At 33.6% G+C, this 24014-nt stretch carries 24 protein-coding genes; 21 read left to right on the forward strand and 3 right to left on the reverse strand.

The annotated features are described in order from the left end of the window. Position 1 precedes the first annotated feature (1 nt). Genes N0K73_RS03805 through N0K73_RS03815 form a run of 3 tightly spaced genes read right to left on the reverse strand, consistent with a single transcriptional unit; the run spans position 2 to position 1875 of the window. Entirely contained in the window at positions 2-964 is a 963-nt protein-coding gene (locus N0K73_RS03805; RefSeq protein ID WP_112250511.1) for a glycosyltransferase family 2 protein, read from the reverse strand. A 35-nt stretch (positions 965-999) separates the two neighbouring features. Then, a complete protein-coding gene (locus tag N0K73_RS03810) occupies positions 1000-1413 on the reverse strand; it encodes a GtrA family protein (RefSeq protein WP_112250509.1) in 414 nt (137 codons plus the stop codon). Between the two features lie 3 nt (positions 1414-1416). Continuing rightward, a complete protein-coding gene (locus tag N0K73_RS03815) occupies positions 1417-1875 on the reverse strand; it encodes a flavodoxin (protein ID WP_112250507.1) in 459 nt (152 codons plus the stop codon). 150 nt (positions 1876-2025) lie between these two features. Between N0K73_RS03815 and map the strand changes: the two genes are divergently transcribed. The 21 genes from map (at position 2026) to rfbD (ending at position 23990) form a co-directional block, all read left to right on the forward strand. After that, entirely contained in the window at positions 2026-2808 is a 783-nt protein-coding gene (gene map / locus N0K73_RS03820; RefSeq protein ID WP_057974396.1) for a type I methionyl aminopeptidase, read from the forward strand. A gap of 219 nt (positions 2809-3027) precedes the next feature. Next, positions 3028-3897, forward strand: coding sequence for a UTP--glucose-1-phosphate uridylyltransferase GalU (gene galU / locus N0K73_RS03825; RefSeq protein WP_112250505.1), 870 nt, complete (start codon positions 3028-3030; stop codon positions 3895-3897). Positions 3898-3995: 98 nt separating this feature from the next. Next, on the forward strand, positions 3996-4925 hold the full coding sequence (locus tag N0K73_RS03830) for a YihY/virulence factor BrkB family protein (protein ID WP_112250502.1): 930 nt from the start codon (positions 3996-3998) through the stop codon (positions 4923-4925). A 51-nt stretch (positions 4926-4976) separates the two neighbouring features. Continuing rightward, complete coding sequence (locus tag N0K73_RS03835) at positions 4977-6719, forward strand: putative glycosyltransferase family protein (protein WP_112250500.1); 1743 nt, start codon at positions 4977-4979, stop codon at positions 6717-6719. 323 nt (positions 6720-7042) lie between these two features. Beyond that, positions 7043-8017: an LCP family glycopolymer transferase gene (locus N0K73_RS03840; RefSeq protein ID WP_112250498.1), complete on the forward strand. Its 975-nt coding sequence runs from the start codon at positions 7043-7045 to the stop codon at positions 8015-8017. Between the two features lie 14 nt (positions 8018-8031). Continuing rightward, positions 8032-8775, forward strand: coding sequence for a YveK family protein (locus N0K73_RS03845; protein WP_284068611.1), 744 nt, complete (start codon positions 8032-8034; stop codon positions 8773-8775). Positions 8776-8793: 18 nt separating this feature from the next. Beyond that, positions 8794-9519 carry a CpsD/CapB family tyrosine-protein kinase gene (locus tag N0K73_RS03850; protein ID WP_284068612.1) on the forward strand — a complete coding sequence of 242 codons (726 nt, stop codon included), beginning with the start codon at positions 8794-8796 and terminating at the stop codon, positions 9517-9519. A 42-nt stretch (positions 9520-9561) separates the two neighbouring features. Then, positions 9562-11391 carry a polysaccharide biosynthesis protein gene (locus tag N0K73_RS03855; protein WP_284068358.1) on the forward strand — a complete coding sequence of 610 codons (1830 nt, stop codon included), beginning with the start codon at positions 9562-9564 and terminating at the stop codon, positions 11389-11391. Continuing rightward, positions 11391-11981 (forward strand): sugar transferase, encoded by a 591-nt coding sequence (locus N0K73_RS03860; protein ID WP_112250490.1) that lies wholly within the window; start codon positions 11391-11393, stop codon positions 11979-11981. The genes N0K73_RS03855 and N0K73_RS03860 overlap by 1 nt, the downstream gene beginning before the upstream one ends. Then, positions 11974-12840, forward strand: coding sequence for an NAD-dependent epimerase/dehydratase family protein (locus N0K73_RS03865; protein ID WP_225416491.1), 867 nt, complete (start codon positions 11974-11976; stop codon positions 12838-12840). Before N0K73_RS03860 ends, N0K73_RS03865 begins: the two co-directional genes overlap by 8 nt. Before the next feature lie 5 nt (positions 12841-12845). Beyond that, complete coding sequence (locus N0K73_RS03870; protein WP_225416497.1) at positions 12846-13991, forward strand: glycosyltransferase; 1146 nt, start codon at positions 12846-12848, stop codon at positions 13989-13991. A 1-nt stretch (position 13992) separates the two neighbouring features. Further along, positions 13993-14874, forward strand: a complete 882-nt coding sequence (locus N0K73_RS03875; RefSeq protein WP_181647385.1) for a glycosyltransferase — start codon at positions 13993-13995, stop codon at positions 14872-14874. Continuing rightward, positions 14871-15716 (forward strand): glycosyltransferase family protein, encoded by an 846-nt coding sequence (locus tag N0K73_RS03880; RefSeq protein WP_112250485.1) that lies wholly within the window; start codon positions 14871-14873, stop codon positions 15714-15716. The genes N0K73_RS03875 and N0K73_RS03880 overlap by 4 nt, the downstream gene beginning before the upstream one ends. Positions 15717-15718: 2 nt before the next feature. Next, positions 15719-16972 carry an O-antigen polymerase gene (locus N0K73_RS03885; protein WP_112250483.1) on the forward strand — a complete coding sequence of 418 codons (1254 nt, stop codon included), beginning with the start codon at positions 15719-15721 and terminating at the stop codon, positions 16970-16972. 7 nt (positions 16973-16979) lie between these two features. Next, entirely contained in the window at positions 16980-18107 is a 1128-nt protein-coding gene (locus tag N0K73_RS03890) for a CDP-glycerol glycerophosphotransferase family protein (protein WP_146744982.1), read from the forward strand. A 33-nt stretch (positions 18108-18140) separates the two neighbouring features. Further along, complete coding sequence (gene rfbA / locus N0K73_RS03895; protein ID WP_112250479.1) at positions 18141-19013, forward strand: glucose-1-phosphate thymidylyltransferase RfbA; 873 nt, start codon at positions 18141-18143, stop codon at positions 19011-19013. A gap of 2 nt (positions 19014-19015) precedes the next feature. Further along, on the forward strand, positions 19016-19597 hold the full coding sequence (gene rfbC / locus N0K73_RS03900) for a dTDP-4-dehydrorhamnose 3,5-epimerase (protein ID WP_112250477.1): 582 nt from the start codon (positions 19016-19018) through the stop codon (positions 19595-19597). A gap of 18 nt (positions 19598-19615) precedes the next feature. Continuing rightward, positions 19616-20644, forward strand: a complete 1029-nt coding sequence (gene rfbB, locus N0K73_RS03905; RefSeq protein WP_112250467.1) for a dTDP-glucose 4,6-dehydratase — start codon at positions 19616-19618, stop codon at positions 20642-20644. A 37-nt stretch (positions 20645-20681) separates the two neighbouring features. Next, on the forward strand, positions 20682-21686 hold the full coding sequence (locus N0K73_RS03910) for a glycosyltransferase family 2 protein (protein ID WP_181647384.1): 1005 nt from the start codon (positions 20682-20684) through the stop codon (positions 21684-21686). Beyond that, positions 21683-23116, forward strand: coding sequence for an oligosaccharide flippase family protein (locus N0K73_RS03915; RefSeq protein ID WP_112250463.1), 1434 nt, complete (start codon positions 21683-21685; stop codon positions 23114-23116). Before N0K73_RS03910 ends, N0K73_RS03915 begins: the two co-directional genes overlap by 4 nt. 28 nt (positions 23117-23144) lie before the next feature. Then, positions 23145-23990: a dTDP-4-dehydrorhamnose reductase gene (rfbD, locus tag N0K73_RS03920; RefSeq protein WP_112250667.1), complete on the forward strand. Its 846-nt coding sequence runs from the start codon at positions 23145-23147 to the stop codon at positions 23988-23990. Positions 23991-24014: the final 24 nt, after the last annotated feature.

Below are 24014 nucleotides of genomic sequence, written 5' to 3' on the forward strand. Positions count from 1 at the left end.
ACTAATTCTTTTTTGAACTAAATATATCTGATTCTTTTACAATATAAATAGGACGATTTTTAACCTCTAAGAAAATTTTACCTAAGTATTTACCAAGAATCCCGATACAGAAAAGTTGAATACCACCCATCATTAAAACAATTGAGATAGTTGATGGCCAGCCAGCCGTTGGGTCTCCGTAAATCAAGGCTCTAATAATAATAAAGATAATAGCGAAAAGAGAACCAACAAATGATAGAAATCCGACAAAAGTAGCAATTGAAAGAGGTGCTTCTGAGAAAGCGATAATGCCATCTAAAGAGTATTTGAATAATCCCCAGAAATTCCAACTTGTTTTACCAGCAACGCGTTCTTGATTTGTATATTCTAAGTATTTTGTGTTAAAACCAACCCAACTAAAAATACCTTTTGAGAAACGATTGTATTCAGACATCGATAAGACAGCATCAACCATTTGACGTGTCATTAGGCGGTAGTCGCGGGCACCATTAACAATTTCAGTATCTGAAATACGGTTAATTAACTTATAGAAAAGAGTCGCAAAGGCAGAACGAATAACGGGTTCACCCTCACGAGTTGTTCGGCGTGTACCCACACAGTCGTAATCATTTTCAGGATCTTCTAGAATAGCTAACATTTTAGGTAAGAAGCTAGTTGGATCTTGTAAATCAACGTCCATAACCGTGACGTAGTCTCCAGTTGCTTTTTGAAGACCGCAATATAAAGCAGCCTCTTTACCGAAATTACGAGAAAACGATGCATAATGAACCGTTTCTGGGTGCGCTTTTTGTAATTTACGCATTTCTTTAAGCGTATTGTCAGATGAGCCATCGTTAATAAACCAATATTCTAATGCCACATTTGGTAAGTTAACTGATTCTTTTTCAACTGCATCAAAAAAAAGTGGGATGGATTCTTGTTCGTTATAACATGGAACGACAATTGAAAGAACTTTGTTTGTCATAAGTGGTGCCCCCTAGTAAATTTAATAAGTTTATTTTATGATTTTTTAAAGATGAATAACTTGCTGAAAACGTAGTTAATTAAAACAATGAATACTTGATCAAATAATTTAACGAGCGCCGCATCTAAGTGTAAGACAGAGACGCCAATTGTCATAATTAATTGATCGATTACTAAGGATAAAATTCTAAATCCAAAGAAGGATAAAATTTCTCGTATAAAACCTGAAAAATTAACATTTTTGGAGCCAAATACCCAAAGCTTATTAGTTACAAATGCAAAAACAACGGAAACGAACCAAGCAATTACGTTCGCAAATTGATAATTCACGCCAAGATATGATTGGAAAATAACAAAAGTAATGATATTAATTAAGGTTGTTAACCCACCAAAAATTAAATATGAAATTAATGCGTAGTGCGCTCGAAATAGCTCATTAATTTTTTTCATCTATTAATCCTCACTAGTATTCGCTTTATCGAATAATTCCTTTGCAAATATCTCTAGGTTGGCGATATCCTCTTCTTCAGGTGCTAAATCTATTTTTAGATTAGCTGAGCCTTTAGTTGCACCAGCTTCTTCAAAAGCCGTACCAAAGTCATCAACGGCGGTAGCGAAGTACTCTGCGTAGAATGTATCACCAGATCCGGCAACACCAAATAATTTTCCAGTTAAATCAAGTTCTTGTAAATCTTCATAGAAATCAAGTCCTTCATCGGGAAGAGAACCTTCATCGTAAGTATAAGGAACCACAATACCAATATCGAAGTTATTTAAATCTGATGCATCTGATTGTGAGATTTCTTCCATCTCAACTGTTGCACCTAAATTTTCGAGTGCTTCTGTAATAATATCGGCAACGTCTTCATTATTACCTGTAATTGTTGCAAAAATAACTTTAGCTGAAACCAAACTAAATTCCTTCTTCCATAATTAAATATTATTCAAAGTATATCAGATAAGAAATTGATTGTGAAAGGAATTAAGCATCTCGTAACAAATTTTCAACAATTGCGGTATAATAGTTTAGAAGAATTATTTAAATAGGAGGAAACAAATTAAATGATTACATTAAAATCAGAACGCGAAATTGAAGAAATGCGTGCTTCAGGTGCTATTATTGCTGGTATGCACAAAGGTTTACGCGATATTATCAAACCAGGTATCTCAAGCTGGGAAATTGAAACTTTCTCACGTAAATATATTGAAAGTCATGGTGGTATTGCTGAACAAATCGGGTTTGAAGGTTACAAATACGCAACTTGTGTTAGTATCAATGACGAAATCTGTCATGCCTTCCCTCGTAAAGGCTTAATTTTAAAAGATAACGACTTAGTTAAAGTTGATACCGTTGTTAGCTTGCATGGTGCGATGAGTGATTCTTGCTGGAGTTACGTCGTTGGTGAATCAACACCAGAGATTGATAAGTTAATGGCAGTAACACATAAGGCACTCTACCTAGGTATTGATCAAGCCGTTATTGGTAACCGTATTGGCGATATCGGTAACGCCATCCAAACCTATACTGAAGATCAAATGGGATATGGGGATGTTCGTGAATTTGTTGGACATGGCATCGGCCCAACAATGCATGAAAGTCCTTCGGTTCCTCATTACGGTCAAGCTGGTAAAGGTTTACGTCTTAAAGAAGGCATGACAATTACGATTGAACCCATGATTAACGTTGGGGGTTGGGAATCAGAGAGTGACGATCCTAATGGCTGGACTGCAAGAACGGCTGATGGCAGTCTTTCATGTCAATATGAACATGTTATTGTCATCACAAAAGATGGTCCTAAAATATTAACATCTCAAGATCCAGAGTTTGACGCAAAATATTTGTAAAATAAATAGAAATGGGAATCGCTTACTTAATTTAAAGCGATTCTCTTTTTTTTTGTGGTAATTCGGATAATTCATGGTAAAATTATAGTGTTATTAATAAACTTAAAATAATATTTAAAAAATAAATTCTATTTAACAATGACGCTCGAAGTTAAGTTTATTAAAATAATGAGATTCTTTATTAAGCCATAAAGAACGAAATAAAAGGAGAAGTAAATAATGAAAGTTAGAAAAGCAATTATACCTGCAGCGGGATTGGGAACGAGATTCTTACCAGCAACAAAGGCAATGGCCAAGGAAATGTTACCAATCGTTGATAAGCCAACGATTCAATACATTGTTGAAGAAGCAAGAGCGGCCGGAATTGAAGATATTTTAATTGTTACCGGAAAAGGGAAACGACCAATCGAAGATCATTTTGATTCCGTTCCTGAATTAGAAGCTAACCTTGCGGCTAAAGGTAAAACGGAGTTATTAAAAATCGTTGAAGAAACAACAGATATTAACTTGTTTTTCATTCGTCAATCACATCCTAGAGGTTTAGGTGATGCCGTTTTAATGGCTAAAGATTTTGTTGGTGATGAACCATTCGTTGTTATGTTGGGTGATGACATTATGCAAGACAAAGTGCCATTAACAAAACAATTAATGAATCGTTACGATGAAACGCACGCTTCAACACTTGCCGTAATGGAAGTCCCACATAAAGAAGTTTCAAAATATGGGGTCATTGCGCCTAAAAGTGAAGTGTCAAAAGGATTATTCGATGTTGAAAAATTTGTTGAAAAACCAGCAGTTGACGATGCACCAAGTGATTTAGCAATCATTGGTCGTTACTTATTAACACCAGAAATATTTGGTATGTTGGAGACACAAAAACCCGGTGAAGGTAACGAAGTTCAATTAACTGACGCAATTGACCGCTTAAATAAAGTTCAACGTGTTTTTGCGCATGAATTTAAGGGTGATCGTTATGATGTCGGTAATAAATTTGGTTATTTAAAAACAAGTATCGACTTCGGATTAAAACATCCAGAAGTTAAAGATGAATTGAGAGAATACATCAAAGAACTATCTAAAAAATTATAATTAAATTAAAAGATTGGGTTGATAACGATGACCCAATCTATTTTTTTGCCTAAATGTGATACAATTTATTTCATGGATACAAATCTCGGAGGAATCACATGAAGAATAGATGCTTACAATTTATCAAAACATTTCAAACGCAATTCATTAACGCCGACGTGAGTAATTCCTCGGTTATTATTGCGTATTATACGTTGTTATCAATTTTTCCAGCCATTATTTTTATCGGAAATTTATTACCATTGCTTCATTTAAGAGTAACCGTCATTCTGGAATATTTAAAACTTGTCATGCCATCCGCAATCTACAAAATATTGGCACCATTAATTGAATCATTCCTGAATAATGGAAATGGTGGATTATTATCAATTGGGGCCATTGTAACGCTATGGACGACAAGCAAAGGGATTAATGCCTTGAAGAAAGGGTTTAACCAAGCCTATGGTGTTGAAACCAAACAGAATGCTATTATTGGGCGTATCGCATCCTTAATATTGACGATTGCTTTAGTTGCAACTTTAGGTGCCATTATTTTGTTCCTTGGGTTTGGTCAGATGGTTGTTGAATTTTTAACGCCAATATTTCATCTTCCGGGAGCCATTTTGACGGTTATTACAACGGTTAAATGGCCGGTTGCTTTAATCGGTATTTTTATTATTATTTTATTGTTATATCGGATTGTACCGAGCGTGAAGCTAAGGTTTAGGGCCGTTATACCTGGAACAGTTCTGACAACGTTTGGATGGATTATGTTAACGCAAGTCTTTTCCATCTATGTCCGATACTTTGGGGGTTCATTCAGTAGCTATGGGGCCATTGGGACCGTTATGATTATGTTATTCTGGTTAAATTTTGGCGCGTGGATAATTATGTTGGGTGCCGTTCTTAACGCGTCAATTGCTATTATGCGACACGGTGAGGTTGAGGAACAATCAAGTCGTTTGAATATCTTAGTTGATCAATACACGGGCAGATCGACAAAGAAAAAACGAAGAAATAAGAAAAAAAATAAACAGCATAAAAAATAACAGTTCAGGCGTCATTAGAAAAGCAAATAAATATTTTTGGGAGTTAATCTATTGGGAAATAAGTTTAGCTATTTTAAAAATCAAGGAATAATCTTTAGTCTTATTTTTAGTGTGAGTTTATTGTTGGTACTACCTCAAATCCTTAATCATAGTTTAGTTTTAGGATCCGATTCCCTGTTCCATTTTAATCGTGTATACGATACCTACATGCAATTTAAAACGGGTAATTTTAGTTATTTTCAAACTAATTACGGTTTTCAACAAGGAGGACGTATTGTAAATGCCTTATATGGACCCGGTTTCGCCTATCTTTTAGGTGGGTTGTTGTTAATCGTACATAGTTGGATAAAATTTCAGATTATTTCTAATTTCTTAATTTTTTTTATTAGCGGCTATTTAATGTATATCTTATCTAGAGAGATGGCGTCAACTAAGCGGATTTCTCTGCTTACGGCTACTTTTTTCATGACTAGTTTATGGATTACACGTTGGTCGACTGAACAGAATTTTATGGCCTGGGGTATTGCTTTAATGCCGTTAGTCGTTGTAATGGCATTAAAGATGATTAAGAATAATGCCGAAGACTTACGAATTATCCCCTTAGCACTGGTTGTTTCATTGATGATCCAAGTTCATTTGTTGAGCGCCTTAATGTCAATTGGTGTCTTAATAGTATTTTTTATAGTGGGTTTCATACAAACGAATAAAAAACGACAACTTGTGCTAAAGTGCATCTGGGCAAGTTTACTATCGTTAGTACTAACATTTAATGTCTGGGGCGCCATGCTAGACGTTATGACGAAAAACCAGTTATATCCACCATATGACAATCCCGACATGGCAGAGTCGACCATGAACTTATCAGCGGGAGATCCAACATTAACTCAAATAGGCTTAGTCATAAGCATTATCTTTGTCTTACAAATTCTTTGGTTATTTATGAAAAGGGATCAATTACCTTTAACCAATAAAGTCGTAACAATTCTAGGATTATTATTTTTAATTTTAGCTTCCAATATTATGCCGTGGACTGAAATAGCGGCTGTCATTCCGCAATTGCAACGCTTTTTACAATTCCCCCGCCGGTTTGAAGGATTTGCTTCGGTGTTATTACTGGCTGGTTTTGGTGCAACCTTATCAACTTTACCGTTCAAGGATTCAAGGAAATATTGTGAATTTTTATTATTAGCTGGTAGTCTTTCTATCGGAGTACAAGCCTATTCAGAAATAAATAAAAGTAATCAAATTTGGAACAATCAACAACCACTGGCATCTGCTGAGAATGTTAATGTTATAAAAGGCATGAGTAACAAACAGATTACACATGCCTTTACCAGTTCTAAGTTAGGAGCAGGATTGGACCTTGTCACGAAAGCGACACCTGATTACTTACCTAATAATCGTGTGACAAGCAGAGATCCTTATGTTGACTATAAAAGGGATATGATTATTAATAAATTTAAGGTCAATAAAACGGTAGATAAGCATGGCGATTTGACCATTCGCTGGAACGCAATAAAAAAAGGAGAGTCTATATCTCTGCCGGTTGTTATTTACAATGGATCAACGCTTAAACTAAACGGAAAAAAGATTAATCCAAAGAAAATAAGATTATCAACGATGGGTAGTCCGACCATCCAGTCTACTAACGTGGACACAAATGTCTTAACCGTTGGATATAAATCAACAATGGTCACTAAATTGAGATTGTTGATTGTTGTATTAACTTGGGTTGTTAGTAGTTTGTGGGCTGTTGGTAGAATGATAGTAAGGTGTAAAAATAAATTAGATTGATATATATCTTCTATGTAATATGTTAATACTAATGTGTGTTAAAAATGAATATAAATTTTGATAAAAGATAATTTGAAAAACGTATAATCTTATTATATGCGTTTTTTGTATTAGAAATGAAATATAAAGAAGTTAAATCTAACGTATAATTAAAAAAGTAGGCTGGTCAAGCTTTGAAAACGGAAATAAAAGTTAAATCAAAGCCTATTGGTTGACAACAAGATTAAACAATCCATTTTAAGTTTCATTTAAGGATACTAACATGTATAATGAATTATTGCGTCATTGTATACATCTAAAAAAATATTTAGGGGTAATTAATTATGGACGAAGATAAAAGTCAGCAACAAGGTAGTCACAAGAAACACCGTCATCATAAGAAGAAAAGAATGAGTACACCAAAAAAATGGGGGATTGGTGTTGGAGTTGTTATTGCCATACTGTTAGTTATCGGTGGGGGCTTAATGGCTAAGGTCTACCTGGATGCAAAAGACGTGGTAGATAATACATATCAAAAAGTAAATGTTAAAAACAAGCGAACAACGGGTACGGTATCACTTAAAAAAGAAGCGCCTTTTTCAGTTCTAATTTTGGGTGTTGATACGGGCGAGGATGGCAGAACAGATCAAGGACGATCAGATACAATGATGGTCGCAACGATTAATCCTAAGACGAACATGACAACGTTAACGAGCTTGCCACGTGATACGAAAATTCCAATTACCGGACACGGGACAGAGAATAAGTTAAATGCCGCGTATGCGTATGGGGATGTTTCATTGGCCATGGATACCATTCAAAACTACTTAAATATTCCAATCGATTATTATATTCAAATGAACATGAAAGGGTTAGAAGAGATAACGGGTGCAGTTGGTCCGATTACAGTTAACAACCCATTCGCTTTTGACGACTATGCTAAGGGTGAAATAGAGCTAAACGAAGGAAACGTATTAGCATTTTCTAGAATGCGCCATAATGATCCAAATGGCGATTATGGGCGTCAGAAGCGCCAACGCTCAGTCGTAACCGCATTGGGTAAGAATATTGCTTCGATTAATGGTGTGACAAAATATCAATCAATTTTGAGTGCATTAGAGAGTAACATGAAAACGGATTTGAAATTTGATGATATTAAGGCAATCGCAACTAAGTATCGTAGTGCCATTGGAACAATTAAAGATATTCAACTTCAAGGTCAATCACAGATGATTGATGGCGTGTCATATGAAGTTGTGCCAACGGAACAAGTAACGAAAGTATCACAAATGATCAGAAAACAATTAGAATTAGACTAGGAGACTTATATCACATGGAAGAATCAATCAATATTGAACAAATATTTAATATTTTAAAGAAACATCTTAAACTAATTGGTGGTTTAACGCTTACTGGGGCATTACTTGCGCTTCTTGTGACGATTTTTTTTATGACACCAAAATATGATGTAACTGTTCAAATATTAGTTAACCGAACGGAAACGGACAATAATGCAGGAATGGCATATAATGCACAGCAGGCAGATGTTCAGATGATTAATACCTACAAAGATATTATTCAAAATAAAATTGTTCTGGATCCTGTCAGAAAAGATATAGCTAAAAAAGATAACTTTACTGGAACAAGTGACGATTTGAAAAATCAAATTAGTATTTCAAATCAAGAAAATTCACAAGTTTTCAGCGTAACTGTTAAAGACACGAACGCTTACCGCGCGGCAGACATTGCTAACTCAGTTGCCGATAATTTTAAAAGTAAAATAAAAAAAGTTATGAAAGTTAATAATGTGACAATTGTAGCTGATGCAATCGCAAAGCCAAATGCCGTATCACCAAATAAAAAAATTAACATTATTATGGGGTTGATTCTTGGAGCAATTCTTGGAATTGCAATGTCAATCGCGCTAGAGGTGTTCGATAAAACTGTTAAAAATGTTGATTTTTTAACGGATCTGGGACTTTCAAATTTAGGAATGATCAATCACATTGATGAAATGAAGAAGAGTCAAAGATTATTTGGACAATCAACGCCAAGAGTACGCAAACATACAAACTAAGCGAATAGGGGTTATAAAATGAACTTATTTAGAAAAGAGAAAAAGTTGTCGACAGATAGTATCGATAACGGGATAGGGCTTATTACAGTTACACAGCCAACGTCAACGATTGCTGAACAATTTCGGACTGTTCGAACAAATATTCAGTTTTCAAGTATTGATAAAGAGATGAAAGTGATTATGGCAACGTCTTCGGGACCTTCTGAAGGCAAATCGACGGTAATCACAAATCTGGCCGTCACATACGCCAACCAAGGTCTTAAAGTATTGTTAATTGATGCAGATATGCGTCGTCCAACAGCACATCAGACGTTTAGTTTAAGTAACCAAACGGGATTAACAAATTGTTTGACAGAAAAAGATATTGATATTGCGAAAGCAGTCGAAGAAACGCCAATTGAAAATTTATACGTTATGCCGGCCGGTCCCACACCGCCGAACCCTTCAGAGTTATTGAACACAAAACGAATGGATGCTATATTGACTGCTGTTGCTGAACAAATGGATATGGTTATTATCGATACACCGCCATTAATTTCCGTAACCGATGCGCAGATTGTGGCAACTAAAGTTGATGGTACAATCTTAGTTGTTCGAGAAGGCGTTGCAAATAAAGGTGCCGTCGTAAAAGCTAAAGAATTGTTAGATACCGTACATGCAAGGATAATTGGCACAATTTTAAATGATGTCTCAGGTAGTGATGAATCGGGTTATTACGGTGGCTATTATGGCTATTATAAATAGAGGTTATTAGTAAATAACAATTTAAGGGAGCAGGGATTCTAAGTGAGTCGAAAAAGTAAACAAGTTATTTTAACCGGTTTGGATAGTGTAATCTGGATAGTTTCAATTCTATTATCAATATTATTTTTAAAACCGTATATTAATTTTAATAATACTGAATTGTTAGTATTTAGTTTTGTGGGTTTAATTTTGTATTTAGTTGTAGGTTATTCATTGAAACTTTTTTCAAAAATAAATCGTTACACTAGTTTTAAGGAAATGCTTGCAATTTTTGTTGCGACGACGATTGCGGGTGTCATTAGTAATATCGTCTATTTTTTTATTAGTTATAATTACAGTATTCGATTTGGAATACTGGCATATTTGTTTGCTTTACTTTTTATTTGTGGAAGCCGATTTGCTTGGCGCTATCTTGTCGAGCATGTCCTAAATAATGGAGAATCAAAGCCACAAGTTACTACATTAATCATTGGGGCCGGAGATGGCGCAGAAGTATTAATGGAGAGAATTCAAAGAGATAATGCTGATTTGAATGTTATAGGGTATATTGATAACAGTCCTGAGAAACAAAAAATGTGGATGATGGGAAAAAAGGTTTTAGGAACTTTTGAAGATATTCCTGCAGTAGTTGAAAATTATGACGTCAAACAGGTTTCGATTGCTATTCCATCATTAGATCCTCGTAATTATGAAAAACTATTGGATATTTTAAATCCATTAAAAATTAAAATTAATCGAATGTCGAGTTTCGAGGACATGTTGGAAGATAATAGTGATTCCAGAAGAATGCACGATATTGACGTAGTGGACTTGCTCGGACGCCAAGAGATAAAGCTGGATATGGCAAAAATTGAAAGTAAGTTATTTGGTAAAACAATACTAGTTACGGGTGCTGGAGGGTCTATTGGTTCTGAAATTTGTCGTCAGGTTAGCAAATTTAATCCAAAACGTCTAATTTTATTAGGCCATGGTGAAAATTCAATATATTTAATTCATCAAGAATTAAAAAACCGTTACGCGGGTAAGATAGAAATCGTTCCAATTATTGCAGATGTACAGGATCGTGATCATATTTTTGAGTTAATGATGCAGTATAAACCGGATCTTGTGTATCATGCGGCGGCACATAAACACGTCCCATTGATGGAGGCGAACCCAACTGAGGCAATAAAAAATAACGTTTATGGGACAAAAAACGTTGCAGAGGCCGCTAAGAATGCAAACGTTAAGTCGTTTGTCATGATTTCAACGGATAAGGCGGTTAACCCTCCCAATATAATGGGGGCAACAAAGCGCCTTGCTGAAATGATCGTAACTAGCTTGAATGAGGCGGGACATACAAAATTCGCTGTTGTTAGATTTGGTAATGTCTTAGGTAGTCGCGGTAGTGTAGTGCCACTCTTCAAGAAACAAATCGCTAAAGGTGGGCCGGTTACTGTTACTGACCTTAGAATGACACGATTCTTTATGACAATTCCTGAAGCAAGTCGCCTTGTAATCCAAGCTGGCACTTTATCAAAAGGCGGAGAACTATTTATCTTAGATATGGGTAAACCGGTTAAAATTGTTGATTTAGCTCGTAAAATGATTAAGCTTAGTGGTTATAATCAAAATGAGATTGATATTGTTGAATCAGGAATGAGACCCGGTGAAAAGTTATATGAAGAGTTGCTAGTAAGTAGTGAGAAACAGCAAGAACAGGTTTATGAAAAAATATTTTTAGGTAAGGTAACACCATACAGAATTGATGATATTATGAGTTTTGTAAGGAGCGTTAGATCGTTAACCGGAACCGACTTGAAGAAAGAGGTTATTAGTTATGCGCATACTCATAATGGTGAACCGTCAATTGATTCGGAAGGTATAAGTTAATGTATAAAAATTTCTTTAAAAGAATAATTGATTTCGTTGTTTCGCTAATAGGCCTTGTACTTTTATCGCCTATTTTTTTGCTTATCGCGATTACGGTTAAGCTCGACTCAAAAGGTCCCGTATTTTTTAGACAAAAAAGGGTAGGCATTCATAAAACATATTTTAATATTTTAAAATTTAGAACAATGCGAACGGATACGCCTGACGTACCTACTCACTTGTTAAAGGATCCAGATGTTTTTATTACGCGTTCAGGGAAAATACTTCGAAAGACAAGTCTCGATGAGTTACCTCAAATTGTAAATATTTTGATTGGGCAAATGAGTATTATTGGTCCGCGTCCCGCCTTGTGGAATCAAAAAGACCTCATAGTAGAGCGCGACAAGTATAGTGCTAATGACATCTATCCCGGTTTAACTGGACTAGCCCAAATTAGTGGAAGAGATGAACTATCAATTAAGGAAAAATCAAAAAGTGATGGTGAGTATGTACAACTTCTATCTTTCTCAGAAGACGTGAAAATATTTTTTGGAACAATCATGTCTGTTTTGAAAAGTGATGGCATAAAGGAAGGTAAAAGTGATGATTAAAAAGGTTTTAGTCACGGGTGCGAATAGCTATATTGGTCATAGTTTCCTGACATACGCACGACATGAGAATATGGAAGTTGATGAAATTAGTGTTCATGAAGACGAGTGGAAGCACGTTGATTTTGGGAAATATGACTCAGTTATTCATGTTGCGGCGATAGTTCATTCAAAACGTCAAACCTCTGAATTATACTACAAAATTAATAGGGATTTATCCTTAGAAGTCGCTAAAAAGGCAAAAAAAGATGGAGTGAGTCAATTTATATTCCTTAGTAGTATGTCGGTATACGGGTTAGACGAGGGGAGTATCGACGCAAAAACGATTCCAAAACCAAAAAATGATTATGGAAAATCTAAACTGGCGGCAGAAAAATTATTGCTTAAGGAACAATCACCTAACTTTAATATCAGTATTATAAGACCTCCTATGATTTATGGCCCGGGATCCAGGGGGAATTATAACGTATTAAGAAAAATTGCGTTGATGATGCCCATACTTCCTGAGATAGAGAATAGACGTTCTATGTTGTATATCGATAATTTTTTGATATATTTACAAAATATAATAGTACAAAATAGCTCAGGAATTGTATTTCCTCAAAACAATGAGTATTCAAATACTTCTGAGATGATGAGAAAAATAAGATTGGCTCATGGAAAAAAAGCAAAGTTTTCCAAAATGATGGGCAGGTGCTTACTAATGGCTAAACGTCTTCCAGGTGGTATGGGAGATAGACTAACAAAAGCATTCGGAACATTATATTATTCAAATGAACTAGCTACTATTAATATAGAAAAAGATATAAAAAAAATTCTGTTGGATGAGAGTATTCTACGTACGGAAAGGGATAAAAAGTGAAAAAAATGTTAATGGTTGCATCCATGGGTTCTATGTTAGCCCAGTTTAATATTGAAAATATGAAAATATTAATAGAGCTTGGATATAAGGTAGATGTGGCCGCAAATTTTACTGACGTGGATCCGATGAGTCATGAACGTAGAAAAAAATTGTTTGATTTTTTTAAAGAAGAAAATATTAAATATTTCCAGATCGATTTCTCTAGAGGTATTGGAAGTGTGAGCGGTAATTTAAAGGCGTACTCGCAGTTAAATAAGGTAATAATGAATAATAAGTACGATTTTATCCATACTCATTCTCCATTGGCGAGTGTAATTACAAGAATATCCGCAAAAAAAAATAATGTACCCGTTCTTTATACTGCACATGGGTTTCAGTTTTTTAGAGGTGGTTCTTTTAAAGATTGGGTAATTTTTTATCCAATTGAGTACTTTTTTTCAAAATATACCGACGGAATTATTACCATAAATAATGAAGATTTTAAAAGAGCAAAAAAAATGAACTCAAAAAAAGTCTACTATATTCCGGGGGTAGGGGTTAACACCCGGAAGTACGGAATGACAAGTGAAAATGGAAAATTTAATAAAATTAGAATTGAATTTAGTTTAGGTATGGATACTACTATTTTATTATCAGTGGGAGAGTTATCGAAAAGAAAAAATCATGAAGTAATTATCAGGGCCATGGCAACCATGAAAGAACTAGATATCGTATATTTTATATGTGGTGTAGGTCAAGAAGAAACAAAGCTAAGAGAATTAGTTCAAACATTGAATTTAAACGAAAAGGTGAAGCTACTGGGTTATAGGACTGATATTGATGAAGTTATGTCTTATTCTGACATCTTTGTGTTTCCATCAAAAAGAGAGGGATTAGGGTTAGCGGCCATAGAAGCGATGGCTGCGGGTCTCCCAATTATCACATCAAACGTGAATGGTATAAATGATTATTCAATTGATGGCGTGACTGGTTACAGTTATTCTCCGAACGATTATAAGGGATTTGCTAAAGGAATAAAAATGTTAATCAATAATAAAGAAATTTTTGGAAAAATGAAAATTAACAATAAAAATGCTGCCGTAAAATATGATATAGCTAACGTTAATAAAAATATGAAAGAAATATATGAGCAATACACAAAGGAGAAATAATTTGAAATTTGGAATTGGCGTAATTGTGTTTAATCCTGATGAAAAAGTTATAGCACGGCTTCTTAAGTATGAAAGTTATACTAAAAATATAATAATTTATGATAATTCGGTTGACAATAATGCCGTCTCAGAAAAAATCAGTAAACTATTTAAATATTATTATAAAAATGGTGAAAATAACGGAATGTCTGGTGCATTAAATTTAATTTTTAATAAATCTATAGAATTTGATTATGATATCTTATTAACAATGGACCAAGATAGCGAGTTTTCAAATGAAAACATAGACTTAATGTTACATAAAATGATAAATGAACGCCAGAATAACACCGCAATCTATTGTCCCAATTATAGAAAATTATATTTTGACAAAAATACAAACAAAGAGATAGCTAGTCAAGCAAAGATAAATATTAATGAAAATAAAAATGTATTGTCTTGCATGACATCGGGTTCATTTTATAAGGTGAAATTTTTGGAAGGTTTATTGAATTTGGAAGATTTATTTATCGGTTATGTTGACCAAGATATATGTTATAACTTAATTTCGAGAGGCTATAAAATACTAATGATAGGGAGCATTTCTTTTGATCAACGAGTAGGTGGAGAAATTAAAAATAACGTTATAAACAGACTGTTTAAAGTTCTTCACCATACAAATAATAGGTACTACTACATGATTAGAAATAATTTGTACCTTCAAAAAAAATATAAAAATAATCATCAAATTGTATCAGAATTAAAAAAAGGAATCGTAAGAATACTTTTTAATATCGTCTTCGGTGAAAAAGATAAATTTGAGAAGATAGAATTTAGTATTTACGGGATGAAAGATTTTAAGAATGGTATTTTAGGCAAAATATCATTAAGGGGAGCTAAATGAATTATTGTGTAGGTCTTGTTATTTACAATCCTTCTTTAGGGGAATTGGAATTTATAAATACATATATAAATAGCGTTGATAAAGTATATATTTATGATAATTCTGACGTAATACATAAAGAAGAACTAACGGAGATACTAAAGACAACTAATTATGAGTATTTTTTTAATGGTAAAAACGAAGGAATATCAATTCCTTTTAATAATATGATGAAGATTGCTGAAAAAGAGTCGATGGATTATATGATAATGTTAGATCAAGACAGTAAGATTGAAAAAAAAGGAATTAATAAATTAAAAGATATAATTAATGGAAATAGTTATAAAAAAGTATTTTCGTGTAATGTAATTTTCGAGGGCGAGAGCCAGACTTATCCAGAAAAACTAAAAACAATTAAATTTGCGATTACGTCGGGTACGGTAATCGATATTAGTTATTTTAATACATTACATGGTTATGATGAAAAATTATTTATTGATGGCGTGGATAGAGATTTTTGTCTTAAATTGGCTGAAGCGAATGAAATGATATATCAGATGAATAATGTTTTTTTGTTCCAACAATTAGGAAATAGACCCAAAAACTTATTAGGTATATATGAGCATTCCCCAATTAGAAATTATTATATATTTAGGAATAGGCTGTACTTAATTGATAAATATCCGAATGTATTTCAGGGATTAATTAAATTTAAGAGTAAGCAGTTATCTATACTTAAACAGTATGTGTCTATTTTGTTGTTTGAAAGAGATAAAATGGATAAACTTCGGTTTATTAAAAAGGCAAAAAATGATTATAAAAAGGGAAAAATGTACCAAATAAAGAAGGAAGGTACTGAGTAAATATGATTGAATTAAGTGCCTTATTAGTTATGACCATTCTTTTTTTTATTGCATTTGTATTTTCAGTCTCAAATAAAAATTTTATGAATCCGTTAATGTTTTTTTTAGGTCCTTTAACTGTTTCTTACTACCTGTTTTATTTTATTTTTAGACCACTTAATGCTGTTTCAGCCTTAACTATAGGGACATTTATGGCGGCAACAATAATCTTTACGCTCTCGTTTTTAATAAGTGTCATATTTAATCGTTCCTTAGCATTAAAACATGGCAATATGCAGAAAGTAAGTTATGTGAAAAGTAATAGAATTTTAATTTATGCTGGTATTTTATTTGGATTAATAAGTTTCGTATATGCGATATTTTATTTCAAAAATTTAGGAACTAGCAGCACTTACGGGAATTCTGTGAGAGAAGTATATATTGATACCATTGATAGCACACCGTTTATAATAAAATATGGCAAGTATTTTCTTCTATTTGGAACTGCCACTTTATGGTATGAATATTTAAATGAAGTAAAAAAGATAAACAAATATTTTATATATCTTTTACTTGGATGCAGCCTGGCTAATTCATTCTTAACGTTATCCAGGACTGATTTGATGATAACAATAATACCTTTCGCAATTATTTTTGCGAAATCACAAAAGAAAAAATCTTTAAATATTGGAATAAAAAAGATTTATAATAAAATGAAAACGTTGCTTTTAGTGGTGGCTTCCGTAGTACTGATATTTTTAATTGGTTCGTTGAGATCAATGTCGGGAGCGGCAACATCTTTGCTTAGTCCAAATAATTATATAACGCAGTATATAGGATACCCACTGGTTGCGTTTGATAAATGGATATCGCATAGACCTTGGGAAGGTAACGGGGTACAAGCAATAGAGCCTTTAAATAAAGTATTCTCGGTTTTAGGAATAGGGCCAAAAAATCATTTAGTGTTTGCACAAAGAGGACAATTTAATGTATATGGTTTTTTAAAAGAACCATATCTTGATTTTGGTGTTCTAGGAATCGTAATGTATATGATAATAGTCGGTTTTTTTTGCGGATGGATTTATATGAAGTCACTTCAAAAAAACGAATATTACATCATTTTCTATTCGTTCTACATGTACGCCGCGTTTATGGCCTTTTTTTCGTGGTCATTTTTTATGATCACTTATGTATATCTCATCGTATACTTAGTCGCTATTAGTTCAGTAGACACTAGAATAGAGACGACCAAGAAAGGCAGTGGGACTATTGGGTAAGATAAAGATGGTTATTAATATATGTGTAAAATTTATTAGTAGTTTTTTTCCTAAAAATAATAAGCTAGTCGTTTTTGGCGCATGGGATGGCGAGCGGTTTTCTGATAATTCAAAGGCAATGATTGATTATATAACTCGTATAGATCCGGAATATACATGTGTTTGGATTGGTTCAAAGAAATTAGAAGAGACAGTTTTGAAAAGCAAAAATATTTTTATAGAAAAAGGATCAGTAAAGGCGTTTTTTACTATTTTGAAAGCAAAATACGTATTTGTTACCCATTCATACAGGGATGTGGTTTCCTTGAATATTACTGGCGGAAGTAAATTAATTCAGTTGTGGCATGGTTTTCCTGTGAAAAAAATTGTTGCCGACGTGCCTTTTGATAAGGGAAACTATAATAATCATCATGAAAAATATGATTATTATGTAACGTCATCAAAAATTGAGAGTGCACGGTATTTAAGTGCATTTAGGTATTGGGGAATAAAAGATACCCAGTTAATCGAGGCGGGCCAGCCAAGAAACGATATTTTTGAGATTTCACAGACAAAAAAAAATAATATAAGAGATAAATTACGAAATGAACTGAATTTAAAAAATGATGAGAAGGTTATACTATATATGCCAACTTACAGAGAAAATTCAATTAATAATTTTTCATTTCTGGAAGAGACAAGTATTTTTAATGAAAGTTTAATGAAGAGTGGAAAAGTAATTATCGAGAGGCAACATTTTAAACAGAAAATTAATAAAAATAAGTTTGAGTATTCAAATATAAAAGAAATTCCACAATCTGTGGATACGCAAGAACTGTTACTTCTTGCAGATGTATTAATTACTGATTATTCAAGTATTTACGTAGACTTTATTCTACAAGATAAGCCGGTTGTGCATTATTTATATGATAAAAATTATTATATAAATAATGATAGAGGGGTTTATGGAAAGTTTGAAAATCAAGTGGTCGGACCAATTGTTATGGATATTGACAGATTAAAAAATATGATCCTAAGTAATAATGAGGATGTTTATCTTCCCGAAGTAAGGAAAAAGATGAATATTTATTTTAATGAATTTAATTTAAAAAATAACAGCGAACATATTTGGAAACAAATTAATAACGAAGATTGATATTACTATAAAATGAGCAAGGGAGATAATCAAATGAAAGGCATTATTTTAGCGGGTGGATCAGGTACGCGTTTATATCCAATTACTCGGGCGTTATCAAAGCAGTTAATTCCAATATATGATAAACCAATGATATATTATCCATTGTCAACGCTAATGCTAGCCGGTATACAAGATATATTGATTATATCAACGCCGTCTGATACACCACGATTTGAAGAACTATTTGGTGACGGACATGACTTAGGATTAAACATTGAATATGCTGTTCAAAAAGAACCCAATGGATTGGCCGAGGCATTTATTATTGGCGCAGATTTTATTGGGCAAGATTCAGTTTGTCTAGTTTTAGGCGATAATATTTATTATGGTGGCGGTTTGTCTAAGCTACTCCAAAAATCGGCGCAAAAAGAGGTTGGGGCAACTGTCTTTGGCTATCACGTAACTGATCCAGAACGCTTCGGCGTCGTTGATTTTGATGAGAACATGAAGGCTAAATCAATTATTGAAAAGCCCGAACATCCGGCTAGTAACTATGCTGTCACAGGATTATACTTTTATGATAATCAAGTAGTAGAAATTGCCAAAAATATAAAGCCATCGCCTCGTGGTGAAATTGAAATTACTGATATTAATAAAGCATATTTAGAAAAAGGGCAACTAGATGTCGAACTAATGGGACGTGGATTTGCATGGTTAGATACAGGTACACATGATTCATTACAAGAAGCAAGTAGCTTTATTGCGACGGTACAAAAACGACAAAATTTAAAGGTAGCATGTTTAGAGGAAATTGCTTATCGAATGCACTACATTAATAAAGAAAAAGTAATTGAACTGGCGCAGCCATTAAAGAAAAATGATTATGGCCAATATTTATTACGACTAGTGGAAGAGGATAAATAGAAATGGGAAAATTAAAAGTCACTACTACGAAGTTGCAGGATGTTAAAATTATCGAGCCAGCAGTATTTGGCGATAATCGTGGTTTTTTTACAGAATCATATTCGGATAAAGATTTTAAAGAGGCCGGCATTGATATTGATTTTATTCAAGATAACCAATCACTATCAACACAAGCTGGTGTTTTAAGAGGGTTACATTTTCAACGTGGAGAAGCTGCACAAACAAAATTAATTCGTGTTGTAACGGGTGCCGTGTTGGACGTTATTGTAGATGTCCGTAAAGGTTCACCTACTTATAAACAGTGGGAAGGGTACATTCTTTCTGCAAGTAATCACCGTCAATTATTGGTACCGAAAGGTTATGCTCATGGGTTTGTGACGTTAACCGACAATGTTAATTTTCTTTATAAGTGCGATGGCTATTATAATGCGGCCGCGGATGGTGGAATCTCATTTAAAACCCCAGAATTAAATATTGACTGGCCCATTGATTTTGATCAAGCAATTACATCCGATAAAGATGCAGCACAACCAACGTTTACGGAGTTTGAAAAAGATAATCCGTTCGTATACGGAGAAATCTAAATAGGAGAGGTAGCTAAAATGAAAAATATTATCGTAACAGGCGGAGCTGGATTTATTGGATCTAACTTTGTTCATTATGTGGTCAACAATCATCCGGATATTCATATTACAGTATTAGATAAATTGACTTATGCTGGAAATAAAGAAAATTTAGCCGGGCTACCTGCTGACCGTGTTGAACTAGTAGTCGGCGATATCACTAATGCTGAACTTGTCGACGAACTTGTCAGCAAAACTGATGCAGTAGTTCATTACGCTGCAGAAAGTCACAATGATAATTCTTTAAAGGACCCTTCTCCATTTATACAGACAAATATTATTGGGACATATACTTTATTAGAGGCTTGTCGTAAATATAATGTCCGTTACCATCACGTGTCAACTGATGAAGTGTACGGTGATTTACCGTTACGCGAAGATTTACCAGGACATGGAGAGGGCGAAGGTGAGAAATTCACGCCTGAAACGCGCTATAATCCAAGTAGCCCTTACTCGTCAACAAAGGCTGGTTCTGATTTATTAGTTCGTGCATGGGTACGATCATTTAATTTACAAGCGACTATCTCTAATTGTTCTAATAACTATGGTCCTTATCAACATATTGAGAAATTTATTCCTCGACAAATTACTAACGTTTTAAGTGGAATTCGTCCTAAGTTGTATGGATCTGGTAAAAATGTGCGTGATTGGATTCATACTAACGACCACTCAAGTGCAGTTTGGGCAATTTTAACTAAAGGTCAAATCGGTGATACTTACCTAATTGGTGCGGATGGTGAAAAAGATAATAAAACCGTGTTAGAATTGATTTTAGAATTAATGGGTCAATCTAAGGATGCCTATGACGTCGTTAAAGACCGTCCTGGACATGATTTGCGTTATGCAATTGACTCATCAAAATTACGTGAAGAACTCGGTTGGAAGCCAGAGTTTACTGATTTTAAATCTGGTTTACAAGATACGATTGACTGGTACAGAAATAATGAATCATGGTGGAAAACTGAGAAGGATGCAGTTGAAGCTAACTATGCTAAAAATGGGCAATGATAACTTACAAAGATACCAGATGAAAGGAGACAACCAAATGAACGAAAGAACACTTGTGTCCATAGTAATTCCTTATTATAATTCAGAGAAAACTATACGAAAATGTATAGGTAGTCTATTAGAACAGACGGAGCCTTGTTTCGAGATAATAATAGTTGACGACGGTTCAACGGATGAAACGCTTTATAAATATAATTTAGAAGAAGACCAGCGTATAAAAATTATTAAACAAAAAAATTCCGGATCGGCTGAGGCTAAAAATAATGGATTAAAGTACGCTAAGGGACAGTACATAATGTTCTTGGACGCGGACGATTATTTTGAAGAAGGAATGATTGAGGGTCTTCTAAATGTTTTTACAAATGAAACAATTGATATTGTTTTATCAGGATTTAATTTTGTTAACAAAAATGGAGAAAAGCTAGAATATAGTGGACAAGAGAAAGGACCGCAAGGAATATATACGGGTATGGAGGCGCTCGAAATGTTTTTAAGTGGGGAAATCGGACCAATCGGAAGAAACGTAATATTCAAAAAAACGTATATAGATGAATATTATATTGGGGGGATATTTCCTTCAGGAAGGACAAAGGAGGATGGGGCAACAGCATTTAAAATACTTGGTAATGCACACGAAATATATATACTAAATGAAAGATATTATAACTATGTACAGCATGAGGAGTCATTAGTGCATAAAGTAAATCCCATTGATGTAGATAATATTATTATAAATAATAATGAATTGGTTACATATTTAAAAAAAATACCTGAAAATGAAAAATTACTGAAATTAAAGGACAATTTTATTTTTAGTAATTTATTCCAGGAATATAAAAAAATTTTGATATCTGAAAAAGATGTGAGACAAAAATATATGAAAGTAATTAAAGTAAAAATAGAAAAAAATATGAGTGAAAATGTTAAATATAAAAATTTATCAATGAAAAATAAAATTAAAAGGATTATGGATAAATTAAATTTAATAACATTGGTATTAAAAATAAATCGTGTTTTTCAAAATAGGGGCAGAGAAGTTTGAAAAAATTAGCAAGTAACATAATATATAATGCATTATACCAAGTGTTTATTATATTAATACCTATAATTACTATTCCATATGTATCCAGAACCCTTGGGGTACACTATATAGGTGATTATAGTTATTTTTCTGCTATAATACTTTTTCTGGGCTCATTTATAATGTTTGGAAAAAATCAACAGGGTGTTAAAGTGATGGCGCAAACCCCTCAAAAAGATCGTAAACAGGTTTTTTTTGATGAATGGATTATTCAAATCCTTGCCACGGTACCAATAACCATTATTGCCATTATTTGGTTTTATATCGTATCTGATATGGTTTCATTGATAATATATTTACCTTTACTATTGGCATTTAGTTTCGATATTTCTTGGTTTTATATTGGTATTGGGGAAGTAAAAAATGTTGTGTTAAGGAACACAATAATTAAAATTATCTCCGTTTTCCTTATTTTTTATTTTGTTAAATCTAGCGATGATTATATGATATACATTTTAATAAATAGTTTAGGGATGTTTTTTTCTAATATTATATTTTTTATACCATTAAAAAAATATATTAGATTTGGACATGCTAAGTTAAAAATAAGAATTAACAATGAATATTTGTCAGAATCAATGCGTTTGATATTATCCCAAGCGGTAGTCCAAGTATATTCCAATCTGGATAAACCAATCGTGGGGAGTTTATCAGGTTCCGAGCAGTTGGCTTATTATTCGCAAGCGCAAAAGATAGCGCGAATTATTCTGGCCATTGTAGTGTCTCTGAGTGTTGTGTTGATGCCCAAACTTGTCGAGTTACGAAGCTCTGGAGAAAACCAAAAAATGATATATTTGTTCAACAAATCTTTGAAATACACCACAATTGTTTCGTTATTGTTCACATCCTTAATAATAGTGAACAGCGTTGATTTTGTACCATGGTTTTTTGGGCCCGCGTTTAAGCCTATGATTCCCAGTATGATGTTATCGGCTTTAATTATTGTGTTTATTTCTGTTGGAGGGGTTTTTGGTAATCAGTATACGTTATCAAAAGGAGAATACAAAAAATATACAATCCCTCTTGTAATAGGTGCAGTATTAGATATTGTTCTTTTATTTGTTTTAGCGCCGATATATAATGCAATTGGGGCAACCATGGCATTAGTTCTTGCTGAACTCGGAGTGTACTTGTCACGACTTTATTATGTAAAGGATGAACTAAATTTGAAATTAATATTTAAGAAGGAGTATCCATGTTATTTATTATTTATTGGAATTACGATAATCGGACTGCTTATTCCAATAGAAATACAAAGCGTATTCTTTAGGATGGTCGTGAGAAGTGTTTCGTTAATTGTCCTAAGCTCATTAATATTACTTTACACGGATAAGGCGTTATTAAATGATGTTAAAAAAATATGGATTAAAATTAGAGGAAGAACAATCTAAATTAATTTTAAATAGTAAGGAAAAAGCTATGAAAATATTAGTTACTGGCATAAATGGTCAGTTAGGAACGGAATTAAGTCATTTACTGGATGACCAGCAAATTGAATATACGGGTGTTGGTTCTAAGGAGTTAGATATCACTGACACAAAGACGGTTAACAATTATTTCTTGAAGAATCGTCCAGAAGTAGTGTATCATTGCGCCGCATATACGGCGGTTGATGCCGCGGAGGAAGAACCTGGTAAATCAACTAATGAGCGGGTTAATGTGTTAGGAACTCAAAATGTTGCTAGGGCTTCTGAGTCTGTTGGGGCAACACTCGTGTATATTAGTACGGATTACGTTTTTGATGGAACAAATGACCAAATGTACACGGAAGAAACACCAACCGCGCCAAAAAATGAATATGGTCGCTCAAAATTAGCCGGTGAAGAAGCCGTTGCTAAGATAATGAGTAAATATTATATTATTCGGACTTCATGGGTTTTTGGCGAATATGGTAAAAACTTTGTTTATACAATGTTGAATCTAGCTAAGACACATGATCATTTGACCGTTGTTAGCGACCAATATGGTCGTCCAACTTGGACCCGGACATTGGCTGAATTTATGACATACGCTATTAAAACGGATGTACCATTTGGCTTATATCAACTATCAAATGATGGTTCTTGTACTTGGTATGAATTTGCTAGTGAAATTTTAAAGAATAAACCAGTCGAAATTAGTCCGGTAACGTCTGAGGAATATCCGCAGAAAGCATACCGCCCTAGACATTCGATTATGGATTTAAATAAGGTGAAGGCTACTGGTTTTAAAATTCCGACCTGGCAAGATACGCTTCATGAATTCATGGCTAAAATAGAAGTATAATATAGGTCAACTTTTAATGATTTG

Origin of the sequence: Dellaglioa algida (assembly GCF_030127605.1) — a bacterium.
Lineage (GTDB): Bacteria > Bacillota > Bacilli > Lactobacillales > Lactobacillaceae > Dellaglioa > Dellaglioa algida.